Origin of the sequence: Streptomyces sporangiiformans (assembly GCF_005768555.2) — a bacterium.
GTDB classification, from domain to species: Bacteria; Actinomycetota; Actinomycetes; order Streptomycetales; family Streptomycetaceae; genus Streptomyces; species Streptomyces sporangiiformans.
Map to the genome: position 1 here is coordinate 21,972 of NZ_VCHX02000078.1, position 12,514 is coordinate 34,485.

Genomic DNA, 12,514 nt, shown 5'->3' on the forward strand with positions numbered 1-12,514 from the left:
GCAATATCAACAGCAGCACCAACAGCCCGCCACCGAGGGCGACTACGTGCTCGCCGCGCTCGGCGGCATGGGCACGCCGGTCGACGGCTCCGGCCTCACCCGGCTGGACCTCGAAGGCCCGCACGTGCTGTGGCTCGTCGCCTCCGGCGCCATGGACCTGTTCGCGGTCGACGCGGTACAGCAGGGCCACTGGCACCACCTCGGCCGCCTCGAAGCGGGCACGCTGCTGCTCGGCCCGGTCGCCGGGCCGCAGCACACCCTGGTCGGCCGGCCGCTGCGCGAGTGCGTGCTGCGGCGTATCGAGCTGCGCGAGCTGTACCAGCCTCCGCAGACCGAGACATGGACGTACGACGAGTACGGCAACCCCCAGTACGTACCCCCGGCCACCAGCCCGCTGGAGTACGCCCTCTCCCTCGGCGTCGGCCGCGGCCTGGCCATCCTGTTCGAGGCACCGCTGGCCACCGAGCGGGGCGCGGCCCTGACCGATGACGACGTCCTGTGGATGCAGGTGCCGCCGGGCAGTGTGCAGTACGGCTCCGTGTACGGTGCCGAGGCCGCCGCCGATCTGCTGATGGACCCGGCGATGTGGCAGGCCCTGGTCGACCAGCAGTACCGGCTCCTCGCCACGCTGGACCGGTGGATCGAGCAGCTGGAGCTCACCCACGAACACCGCACGGCCGCCGGCATCAAGGCGGGTGAGGCGGTCCGTGCCGAGGCCGACCGGACGCTGCTGGCCTCCATCTCCAAACGCTCGGGGCGGAGTTCGGCCCCCGCGGACGCCGACGCCACGTATGCCGCCTGCAAGCTCGTCGCCCACGCCGCCGGGATCACGCTCGCGGACCCCGCGCAGGGCGGCACGGAGAGCGACCGTCTCGACCCCGTCGAGCGGATCGCGCTCGCCTCCCGCGTCCGCACCCGCGCCGTACGCCTTGACGGGCGCTGGTGGCGCGACAACGTCGGCCCGCTCATCGGTCACCGGGCCGCGTCGGGTGCCCCGGTCGCGCTGCTGTGGCGACGCGGCGGCTACGTGGCCGTGCACCCGTCGAGCGGTCGTGAGACACCGGTCGAGAAGGCCAACGTGGCGGATTTCGAGCCGCGCGCCGTCATGTTCTACCGGCCGCTGCCCGAGCGCCGACTGAGCCCGCTGCGGCTGCTGCGGTTCAGTCTCCAGGGCTCCACCGGCGACCTGCGCAATCTCGCGCTCAGCGGGCTGGTCACGGTGGCGCTCGGCGCGCTGGTACCGATCGCCACCGGGCAGGTGCTCGGGGTCTATGTGCCGAAGGCCCAGGAGAACCTGATCGTCCAGTTCTGCCTGGCCATCATGATCGCCAGTGTGGTGTCGGCGGCCTTCATGCTGATGCAGAACCTCACCGTCCTGCGGATGGAGGGTCGTATCGAGGCCACGCTGCAACCCGCCGTGTGGGACAGGCTGTTGCGGCTTCCGACGAAGTTCTTCACCTCGCGCTCCACCGGTGAACTGGCCAGCGCCGCCATGGGGATCAGCTCCATCCGCCGGCTGATGGCGGGCGTCGGGCCGGTGGTCGTCCAGTCGGGCACGGTCGGCGCGATGAACCTCGCCCTGCTGTTCTTGTACAGCGTCCCGATGGCCTTCGCCGCGATCGGCATGCTCGTCGTGATCGCCGCGGTGTTCCTCGGGCTCGGTCTGTGGCAGGTGCGCTGGCAGCGTCGGCTCGTCGTGCTCAGCAACAAGCTCAACAACCAGGCGTTCCAGACCCTCCGGGGTCTGCCCAAGCTGCGGGTCGCGGCGGCCGAGAACTACGCGTACGCGGCCTGGGCCGGCGAGTTCGCCCACAGTCGTGAGCTGCAGCAGAAGGTGGGGCGCATCAAGAACCTCACCACGGTGCTGGGCGCGGTGTATCTGCCCCTGTGCTCCCTGCTCATGTTCATGCTGCTCGCGGCGCCGGCGCGCGGATCGATGTCGGCCGGTGCGTTTCTGACGTTCAACACCTCGGTGACCATGCTGCTGACCTCGGTGACGCAGCTGACCGGCTCCTTCGTCTCGGCGGTCGCCGCGCTGCCGATGTTCGAGGAGATCAGGCCCGTCCTCGACGCGACGCCCGAGGTGCGCGTGGCGAGCACCCGCCCCGCCGCGCTGTCCGGCGCCATCGAGGCGAAGGACCTGTCCTTCCGGTACACCGACGACGGGCCGCTCGTCCTGGACGACGTGTCGTTCGAGATCCGGCCCGGCGAGTTCGTGGCGATCGTGGGGCCGAGCGGGTGCGGCAAGTCCACGCTGCTGCGGCTGCTCATCGGCTTCGACAAGCCGGTCTCGGGCAGTGTGCTGTACGACGGTCAGGACCTCGCGGCGCTGGACCAGTCGGCCGTACGCCGTCAGTGCGGCGTCGTGCTCCAGCACGCCCAGCCGTTCACCGGCTCGATCCTCGACTGCATCTGCGGCACCGAGCCGTACACGCCGGAGGAGGCGATGGCGGCCGCCGAGATGGCGGGGCTCGCCGAGGACATCAAGCGCATGCCCATGGGGCTGCACACGATCGTCTCGGGGAGCGGCGCGATCTCGGGCGGGCAGCGGCAGCGGCTGATGATCGCTCAGGCGCTGATCCGCCGGCCACGCATCCTCTTCTTCGACGAGGCGACCAGTGCCCTGGACAACGAGACGCAGCGCACGGTGATCGAGAGCACCCGCGCGCTCAACGCCACGCGTGTCGTGATCGCGCACCGGCTGTCCACGGTGATGGACGCGGACCGCGTCATCGTGATGGAGTCCGGGCGCGTCGCCCAGCAGGGGCCGCCCGCCACGCTGCTCGCGGACACGGGTGGGCGGTTGCACGAGCTGGTGCGGCGGCAGATGCAGTGACCTGACCTGTTGCGCGCCGATATGTTCGGTATGTTCGTGGGATGGCAGGCCTGGAGTCGGTACGTGCGGTTCTGATCGACATCGACGGTGTACTCACGGTCTCGTGGGAGCCGTTGCCCGGAGCCGTTGAGGCGTTGCAGCGGGTCCGGGAGGCGGGGCTCGGTGTCGCCCTGGTCACCAACACGACGTCCCGTACGCGCGCGTCGATCGCCGAGGTCCTGGCCGTGGCGGGCTTTCCGGTGGACGCCGAGGACATCCTCACCGCGCCTGCCGCGACGGCGACGTTCGTCTCCGACCGGTATCCCGGTGCGCGGTGCTCGCTGCTCAACAGCGGTGACATCCGCGAGGACCTCGCCGGTGTGGCGCTGCTCGACGACGCAGACGCCGACACCGAGGCCGAAGCCGTCCCGGATGTCGTCATCGTGGGTGGTGCGGGACCGGAGTTCGACTACGCCTCGCTCAACCGGGCGTTCGGGCATCTGCAGCAGGGCGCCCGACTGATCGCCATGCATCGCAACCTGTACTGGCGTACGGCGGAGGGGTTGCAGCTCGACACCGGCGCGTTTCTGATCGGGCTGGAGCAGGCCGCCCGCACGGAGGCCGAGATCACCGGCAAGCCCGCGCCGGCGTTCTTCGAGGCTGCGCTGGCGCGGGTCGGGGTCGGTCCCGGTGAGGCACTGATGGTCGGCGACGACGTCGAGTCCGACGTGCTGGCGGCGCAGCGCATCGGGATCACCGGAGTGCTCGTCAAGACCGGCAAGTACCTGCCCGAGACCCACGAGTCCGCGAGCGGCACACCCGACCACGTGCTGGAGTCCGTGGCGGACCTTCCGGCTCTGCTGGAGTCCGTCTCGTAGCGCCTCGCAGCCTGGGCGCGACAGTGGGATCCCCTGGCTGCGCCCTACGGGCGCAGCATCTGCCGCGCCTTTGCCGGCGCGCTGTCGCGGCCCTGCTCGAGTTCTTGCTCGGTGAAGACGGGTGTGCGGTGCCGCGGCGGGATTCCGGCACCGTCGAAGGTGGTGCCGTCGGCGGTACGGAACTCCTCGTTGGGCAGCGCGAAATTCCAGCCGTTGGGCAGCGAGCGGTCCAAGGTGTCGGAGACAGGTCCTGCACGGTGCCTCCTGGTGCCAGGACTGCTGCTCGGTGGCGGCGGCGTCGGTGCGCACCCGATGCCGTCGGTGCGCTCGGATCAGCCGTCACACCGGCTGTGCCGTTGGGCGCGCCACGTCTCGCAGTTGTACGTCGTCACCGTCACGTCCTTGGCGGGCAGATACAGGGGACGTTGACGCTCGTGGTCGTAGAGGACCACCGAGTCGGGCCCATGCCCGATATAAAGCAACTGGCTCGAGTTGACGGTCTCCAGGTTCAGCTGCTTGCCGCTGTCTTTCACCGCCAACCGCACATCCGCGGGGTAAGCGCGCACAGACAGGACGGTGATGGGCCCAACGTGAAGAGGCTCCACCCACCTGCCGCTTTTGGCCCTGTCCGCCATCTCGTCAGCCACATACGTAACGAGCGCCCCCACCAGCAGGACGCTCAACGTGCAGCAGACAATGAACGTCAGGCCACGGCGCTCACGCCTCCACAGGAATGACCACACTCGCTCGGCCCGATCGCGAACCCATGACGCGCCGAAGCAACGCGCTGCTTTCAAAACCCCTGCGACAAGCAGAAAGAGCGTCGCCGAAGCGACGGCGCTCATCAGTACCAGTCCCGCCGATCCACTCAGCCGGGTCGAGTACTCAAGGCCCACATCGCCCGGGGCCATGCCCAACTCCCGGTAAAATTGGTCGTACTCCATCGTCAGCAGACCGAACAGCAGCGCGCCGGCGACACCGAGGCTGGGGAACGAGTACTTCTCCATCCAGACAGTCCAAGGTGTTCCTGACGTTGCGCCCGGCGCTGCTGACGGGTCCGGCGCTGGTGCTGGATCCAAGGCTCCTGCCGGGGAAGGCACGCTCACCGGCGGCCCAGGATTGTGAGGCGTCGACGTCATGGGGGAACGCTAGAGATCCCTCAGAGGGGTGCCGACACCATACGATCTGAAACCACGCTTTCGGGTGAGCTTCCAGATCGGCCGCGACGACCCGCACCTGTGGTGCGGGTCGTTGCCACGCCAGGACCGATCGGCGGGATTCTTCGGCAAGTAAGTCGAAAGTGACGACGAAGGTCAGGACTCGTACGAGGCCGCTTTCGCCGTGCTGACCACCTTGCGGGCGTCCTCGGCCGTGAGAAGACCGGCGGACACCCACGCGGCCGTCGTGTCCTCCACCCGCTTGAGCAGCGCACGCTTGCTCTTGAAAGGCGCGGCGGACCAGATCTCATCGAGGAGTGTCGTGCCGTCGGTCCGGGCAGGGTTGGCGACCCCGGAGTCGAGACCTCCGAAGATGATCTGCGGCTCGGAGCGCTTGAAGTAGACGTGGGTCGGATCCTCGGTGCCTTCGGCGAAGGGAGCGAACTCCACGCCGTCGAGGGTGAAATGGAGAGGCTTGCCCTCCACGGGGGTCAAGCTGGGGAGCAGATCTCCGGAGAGCGCGGCTTTGCGGTAGAACCCGAGCTGGAGGTACGTCGTACGAGGGTCTCGGGCCACGAGGTTGACCGGTCCGTAGTGCAGGGACTGGACGCCGGAGTCGTCGAGGGCCTTCTCGACGTGGACACGGAACGGGACGGCCACACGGACGGTGTCTCCGTCGCGCCAGGTCCGGGACACCGTGAAGTAGCGGCCGGGCTCGGGCGTTCCGGGCGCCTTGTCGCCGTTGATCCTGACCTCGAAGCCGTCCCCCGCCCAGGACGGCACCCGCAGGTGCAGGTCGAAGCGGGCGGTCTTGCCGCGGACGGTGATCCGGGTCTGCTGCTTCTGCGGGTAGTCCGTCTGCTGGGTGACGGTGACGCCCTTCTCCTCCCAGGTCAGAGTGGAGGGGCTGTAGAGGTTGACGTAGAGGGCGCTGCTGTCGGCCTTCTGGAAGTACACGGAGTCCTGGTACTTGGTGGCGCTCTCCATGCCGGTGCCCTCGCAGCACGTCGTCCCCTGCTTGGGCGTGTAGTCGCGCACATGGCCGGGCTTCAGACCGATGAAGTACGTGACGAGCGGCTTCTCCGCGTCGGCCTTGTCCTGCTTGGAGCCGAGGACCTGGTTGTAGAGCGCGCGCTCGTAGTAGTCCATGTACTTCGGGTCCTGCTCGTGGAAGAACAGCATCCGGCTCAGCTTCAGCATGTTGTACGCGCAGCAGGTCTCGGCGTTCGTGTCGCTGAGCGTTCCGGCGATGGAGCCGGCCGCCTTCCAGAACTCCGCGGTGCTGGTGCCGCCGATGCTGTACATCCGGGTGGGCACGACCATGTCCCAGAAGTTCTTCGCGGCCTTGAAGTAACGCTCCTCCCCCGTCTCGTCGTACAGCCGGAGCAGGCCCGTGAGGATGGGGATGTGCTGGTTGGCGTGCAGCCCGTCGAGGATGTCGTCGCCGGCGACGCACGCGTCGATGAGCTTGTCGAGGTCGAAGAGGCGGGCGAGGGCGAGGTGTTCGGCCTTGCCGTTGATGGTGTGCAGGTCGCAAATCGCCTCGACGAGGCCGCCGAACTCGCCGCTGGAGAAGATTCCCCACATGCGCTGCAGGGTGCTCTCCGGCAGTTTGGACAGCCGGGAGTACATCCAGTCGCACATACCGGAGGCGAGGTCGAGGGCCCGCTCGTCGTCGGTGTTGAGATAGGCGTCCAGCAGCCCGCGCAGGATCTTGTGGGCGGTGTAGTACGGCGCCCACACCTTGGTGTAGTCGGGGCTGGTCCTCGACTCAAGGTCGATGAACTGCGTCTCCGGGTACGCCGCGAGGAAGCCGGGGTGGCTGGGGCCGCCCCAGGTGCGGCGCAGGGTGGCGTGCCGCCCGTGCCCGGAGTGGTCGGCGAAGGTGCCGCCGCTGGTCTCCGCGAAGGTGTACGAGGCCAGGTCGCCGGCGCCGGCGGAGGATTCGGCGGCGGTCTTGTCCTGCAGTTCGGCGATCTCCGCGGCGGTCAGCGCGCGTGACCAGATGTCGAACCCGCCGAAGGCACCGGCGAAGACCGGGTCGGGGTAGTTGGAGCGGCCCAGCCAGTTGTTCTTGAGGGTGCCGAGGGTGGCCGGGTTGAGGGTCATGGCGGTGTTCTTCGCGACGGCGCTGCCGTTGACGTAGAGCGTTCCGGTGCTCTCGGTGATTGTCACCGCCACATGGCTCCACTTGTTCAGCGGCAGCGGGCCGGTGCCGTTGATGCCCTGCTCGCGGCCGGCTCCGCCGGTGGTGATGGCGAAGCGCGGCGCTCCGCCGGCGTTGCGGGCGGCGAGGTAGAGGTAGCGGGTGTTGTTGTCGCCGAAGTCGAAGATTCGGGTCCAGTTGGCGTCATGGGTGGGCTTCACCCAGGCGGAGAGGGTGATGGAGGCGGAGCCGCCGAGGACGGTGTTCGGCAGGTCCACGTACTGGTAGGACCCCCGGACGTTCTCGGCGGCCGTGGCGAATCTGCCCGGCACGCTGAGCACGACGGGATCGCTTCGCAACGCCTCACGTGCCTCCTCGAGCGCGCCGACCATGTAGCGGATCTTGTCGGCGTAGACCTTGTCGCCGGTGCTGCCGTACGCCTGCGACAGCATGGTGAGGAAGTGTCCGGTGTAGTGCCCGCGGAGGTTGCCGTTGGCCTCGCCGTCCAGGCCCTCCCAGCCGCCGGGGGCGACCGCGCCCCGGGTGGAGAGGCCGGCGTTGGCACGGAACACCTGGAGCAGCCGGTCCACGTCGTAGCCCCGTCCGTGGTCGAGCATCAGGCTCCGCTTCTCCGCGAAGACTCCCGCACCCAGGGCCACGTCCTTCAGCGCGAACGGCCGCACCGCCCAGGCGGAGGGGGCCGCGAGTCCGGCAACGGCGGCGACCGCCGCCACCGAGCCGGAGGTGGCTGCCGTCGCGCGGGCGAAGGGAAGGGCGGATATCGCCGGGGCCGCGGCGGCGAGAGCGGCGGCACGGAGAACGGCTCGTCGTGCGGGGAACGACGCCATGGAGGCCTCTCTTCTGAACGCGATGTTCGATATTTCGACAGCAGTTCGATGAACCGACCAGAACCTAAGAGGCTGGTGGGGTCACGTCAATGGATGCGTCAAGATCGGGCGGCGGTACGACCGTTCGCCCGTTCCAGAGGTCATGGAGCCTCGCCGAGACCTGGACGCTCCAGCCCGGGCTGACTTAGGGTGCGAGACAGTAAGCGCTTTCTGTCCTGGCCATGCCAACGCATCGGAGAGGTAGTGCCTCGTGCCGCACAACGAGTCGCACAGTCAGTCGCACGGCCAATTACCTTCGTGGACCCGTAAGTCGTTCCTCCGGGGAATGGCGGCCGTCGGCGTGGTTCCGCTGCTTCCCGGCGTACTTCCCGCCTCCGCCCATGCCACCGAGTCGGACCGGCCCGACTTCCCGTTGGTACGGGACGGTGCCGCCGTCGATCTGTTCGTGGACTCGGCGGACGACCCAGCGGTGCTCCGTGCGGCAGGTGACCTGCAGGCGGATGTCGAGCGGGTCAGCGGGGTGCGGCCCCGGCTGCTGCACACCGTGCCGGAGAAGGCCGAGTGCGTGGTCCTGATGGGCACGATCGGCGCGAGCCCGGTCATCGACCGGCTCATCGGACAGAAGCGCCTGGACACCTCCCGGGTGAAAGGCCGCTGGGAGGCGTCGGTGACCCAGGTGGTGGACCGCCCGCTACCCGGCGTGAGACGCGCCCTGGTGATCGCGGGCAGCGACCGGCGTGGCACCGTCTACGGCATCTACGACACCTCGGAGCGGATCGGGGTCTCGCCCTGGCATTGGTGGGCCGATGTGCCCGTCGAGCGCCGCGAGACCGTGACGGTTCCGGCGGGTCCCCTCAAGCGGTACGAACCGTCCGTCCGTTACCGGGGCATCTTCATCAACGACGAGCAGAACCTGACCACTTGGTCCCATCGTAAGCAGGAGCCCGACAAGAACATCGGCCCCGAGACGTACAGCCGTGTCTTCGAACTGCTGCTCCGCCTGAAGGCCAACTACCTGTGGCCGGCCATGCATCCGTACTCCGACTTCTTCAACAAGCACCGGGAGAACCCCGAACTGGCCGAGCGTTACGGCATCGTGGTCGGCTCCAGTCACCCGGAGGCCCTGCTGCGCAACGGCGTCCATGAGTGGGAGCCGTGGGCCGAGGAGCACCGGGGCGCGGACGGCAGCCTGCCGGTGTACGACTACACGGTGAACCCCGGCGTCATCTCCGGCTACTGGAGAGCCCGGGCGCGGCAGAACGCCACGTACGAGAGCAGCTGGACGCTCGGTATGCGCGGTCTGCACGACAGCGCTCTGGAGACCCGGTACGCCACCACGATTCCGGAGAAGGTCGTGGTGATGAACAACATCATCGCCGACCAGCGCCGGATCCTGAGCGAAGAGGTCGGCGACGCGGCCACGCCGCAGATCTTCATCCCGTACAAGGAGGTTCTGGAGCTGTACAACGCGGGGGTCCAGGTCCCCGACGACGTCACTCTGGTCTGGCCGGACGACAACCACGGCAATATGCGCCAGCTGCCGAACGAGGCGGAGCGGCGGCGCGGCGGCGGCAACGGGATCTACTACCACCTCTCCTACTGGGGCCGCCCCAAGAGCTATCTCTGGCTCGACACCACGCAGTTGAGCAAGGTGTGGCAGGAGCTGCGCCGGGTGTACGAGCACAAGGTCGACCGGATGTGGATCTTCAACGTCGGCGACATCAAGTCGATCGAGAACGGGCTGTCGTTCTGCATGGACATGGCCTGGGACGTGGACCGGTGGGGCCCGGAGAACATCGACGCGTTCCTGGTGGAGTGGGCCGGGCGCCAGTTCGGGCGGCGCCACGGCCGGGAGATCGCCTCCATCCGCACCGAGTACTACCGGCTGGCGGCGGAACTTCGTCCGGAGTTCATCGGCCGCGGCATCCTCTCCGTGGTCCACCACGGAGACGAGGCGGGCCGCCGGATGGCCGCGTACCGCGCGTTGCTGGAGCGGACGCGCACGCTCGGCGCCAAACTGCCCGGCGCCTACCGGGACGCCTTCTACCAACTGGTCGAATACCCCGTCCACGGCGCGTACTTGATGAATCTGAAGTTCTACTGGGCGGAGCGGAACGCGCTCGCCGTCCGTCAGGGCCGGGGAGCCGGGACGAACCGCTTCGCGGACCTGGCCGAGGCGGCCCACGCCGAGGAACAGGCGATCACCAAGCGCTACAACACCGAGATCGCCGACGGCAAATGGGACGGGATCGTCAACCCGTACCCCTCGCAGATCCCGAAGGCGCCGGGCCGCCCCACCGTCTCCAGGGTCGCCCAGCAGGACACGTCGGGGCTGGGCGTCGCGTCCGAGGGCAACGACACCGGGGGCGCACGGCCCCTGTCCTTCTCCTCCTACACCCGCGACCGCCGCTTCGTCGATGTCTTCAACACCGGCTTCCGCGCGCTGGAATGGAGCGCCGAGGCCGGCCACCCCTGGGTCCGGCTGAGCACGACCGGCGGCAGCATGACCGAGCAGACACGGGTATGGGTGGAGATCGACTGGAAGCGGGCGCCGCAGGGCGCGCATGACGCGACGGTGACCTTCACCGGTGCCGGGCAGAGCACCGAGGTGTCTCTCCGGGTGCTCAACGACGGGGAACGGGCGCGCCATCGGGTACCCGGGTTCGTCGAGGCCCACGGATACGTCTCGATCGACGCCGCGCACTTCGACCGCCGGGTGGCGCGCGGCGGGGCCAACTGGCGGACGGTACGCGGTCTCGGGCGCCGCACGGCCGCCATGGAAGCGGTGCCGTCGACGGCGGTTCCTATCACTGAGGACTTCGCCGACCGGGCACCGGAGCTGCGCTATCGAGTGCGTTTCACCACCACCGGCACCTTCCCGGTGACCGTCTTCCGCCTTCCCTCCCTCGACGAGCGCGGCAAGCGCCGGCTGGCCGTCGCCCTCGACGACCAGCCGGTCACGGTCCTGTCGGGTCAGGCCGTCGCCACCGGCAACCGCGGTGATGCCTGGGCCCGCAATGTGGAGGACGGCATCGAGAAGCTGTCCGCCACCGTGACCGTCACGGAGCCCGGCGAGCACGTCCTGAGGCTGTTCATGGTCGACCCCGCGATCGCCGTGGACCAGATCGTCATCAATACCGGCGGGGTGCCCGACAGTTACCTCGCGCCACCGGAGAGTTACCACCGCTCTCACCGCCCGGATCCCGTCGCGGAGGTGGAGCCGGACGGCTCGGACCGGTAGTCCGAGGCTCTGGCGGAGGTCGCGGTCACCTGACATGCCCGGACGGGCAAAGAGGTTCTACCCTCAACTATGAAGGCGGGCGGAGGCCGGCCTCTCGACCGCTGCCCGCCTCATTGAGAGGAGGCGGACATGAGAGTGTCGAAACGCCGGTCCGCGATCTTCGTGAGCGCGGCGGCACTGCTGGTGACGGCCGTCGGGGCGACCACGGGTGCGACCGCCAGTGCCCAGGGTGGGCCACCGGCCGGCGAGGAAGACGGTGAGCTCAAGTTCGGCTATGTGCTGCCGGAGACCGGGCAGCTGGCCTACCTCGGCCCACCCCAGATCGAGTCCATGAAGTTCGCGATCCAGACGATCAACGACGCAGGCGGTGTGCTGGGTGAGCCGGTACCGGACGCGGTCGCCAGCGACGAGGCCGGTCAGGAAGCCATCGCGGCCCAGTCCGCCGAACGGGTCCTCGCCTCCGGCGTGGACGCGATCGTCGGTGCGGCGGCCTCCGCCATGTCCCTGGCGTTCATCGACCGGGTGACCGGAGCCGGCGTGGTGCAGTGCTCGGCGTCGAACACGGCACCCACCTTCACCGACTACGACGACGGCGGGTACTACTTCCGTACCGCGCCGAGTGACCTACTGCAGGGGCCGGTCCTGGCGGATGTCATCCGTGAGGACGGCCATGACCGGGTGGCGCTGGTGGGGCGTGCCGACGACTACGGGCGCGGCCTGGTGCAGTCCACCAAGGAGGCACTGGAGGACCAAGGGGTGGCCGTGACACTCGCGGACACCTACGACCCTGAGGCGACGAACTTCGACCAGGTCGTACAGCGGGTCAGGGACGCCAGTCCGGACGCGGTCGGAGTGATCGCCTTCGAGGAGGGCACGCAGATATTGCAGGGCATGATCGAGGCCGGGCTCGGCCCTGATCAGATCGGCGTGTACGGCGCCGACGGCCTGCGCAGTGAGGAGCTTGCCACGCTCGTCGCTCCCGACAATCCGGAGCGGCTCTCCGGGATGAAGGGGACAGCCCCCGCGTCGGCAGCCAACGAGCAGTACGTGAACGATCTCAAGAAATTCGCACCCGATCTGACGGAGCTGCAGTTCGCACCACAGTCGTTCGACTGTGTGACGACCATCGCGCTCGCCGCGGAACAGGCGAAGTCGGACAACCCCGAGAACCTCGTGAAGGAAATGATCGGGATCACCAAGGACGGAGAGAAGTGCAACACGTTCGCCGCCTGCAAGGAACTGATCGCGGACGGCCGTGACATTGATTATGACGGCGTGAGCGGCCCGCTCGACTTCACGGACAAGGGCGAACCGGGCCGGGCCACCATTGAGGTCTACACCTACGACAACCAGGGCCAGCTGCAGACGATCCGCACCGAGGTGAGCACTGCCGAGGAGTGAGGACAAACCGACGCACGACGAAACGAAG

The 12,514-nt window shown here is 68.5% G+C and carries 7 protein-coding genes; 4 read left to right on the forward strand and 3 right to left on the reverse strand.

Annotated features, from left to right (window positions below; genetic code table 11):
- Window positions 1–67: 67 nt before the first annotated feature.
- Together FGD71_RS07770 and FGD71_RS07775 are read left to right on the forward strand one after the other, a co-directional pair.
- Window positions 68–2,836 (forward strand): NHLP bacteriocin export ABC transporter permease/ATPase subunit, encoded by a 2,769-nt coding sequence (locus FGD71_RS07770; protein WP_240436457.1) that lies wholly within the window; start codon window positions 68–70, stop codon window positions 2,834–2,836.
- 50 nt (window positions 2,837–2,886) lie between these two features.
- Entirely contained in the window at window positions 2,887–3,693 is an 807-nt protein-coding gene (locus tag FGD71_RS07775) for an HAD-IIA family hydrolase (RefSeq protein WP_181359147.1), read from the forward strand.
- Window positions 3,694–3,737: 44 nt separating this feature from the next.
- Here FGD71_RS07775 and FGD71_RS07780 read toward each other — a convergent pair whose 3' ends face one another.
- The 3 genes from FGD71_RS07780 to FGD71_RS07790 form a co-directional block, all read right to left on the reverse strand.
- Complete coding sequence (locus tag FGD71_RS07780; RefSeq protein ID WP_181359146.1) at window positions 3,738–3,926, reverse strand: hypothetical protein; 189 nt, start codon at window positions 3,924–3,926, stop codon at window positions 3,738–3,740.
- Window positions 3,927–4,025: 99 nt separating this feature from the next.
- Window positions 4,026–4,700: a hypothetical protein gene (locus tag FGD71_RS07785; RefSeq protein WP_119099655.1), complete on the reverse strand. Its 675-nt coding sequence runs from the start codon at window positions 4,698–4,700 to the stop codon at window positions 4,026–4,028.
- A gap of 306 nt (window positions 4,701–5,006) precedes the next feature.
- A complete protein-coding gene (locus FGD71_RS07790; RefSeq protein WP_119099656.1) occupies window positions 5,007–7,844 on the reverse strand; it encodes a beta-L-arabinofuranosidase domain-containing protein in 2,838 nt (945 codons plus the stop codon).
- A 325-nt stretch (window positions 7,845–8,169) separates the two neighbouring features.
- On the opposite strand from FGD71_RS07790, the gene FGD71_RS07795 reads away from it, so the two are divergent.
- Window positions 8,170–11,085: a glycosyl hydrolase 115 family protein gene (locus FGD71_RS07795; protein ID WP_119099657.1), complete on the forward strand. Its 2,916-nt coding sequence runs from the start codon at window positions 8,170–8,172 to the stop codon at window positions 11,083–11,085.
- Between the two features lie 129 nt (window positions 11,086–11,214).
- Window positions 11,215–12,486: an ABC transporter substrate-binding protein gene (locus FGD71_RS07800; RefSeq protein WP_119099658.1), complete on the forward strand. Its 1,272-nt coding sequence runs from the start codon at window positions 11,215–11,217 to the stop codon at window positions 12,484–12,486.
- Window positions 12,487–12,514: the final 28 nt, after the last annotated feature.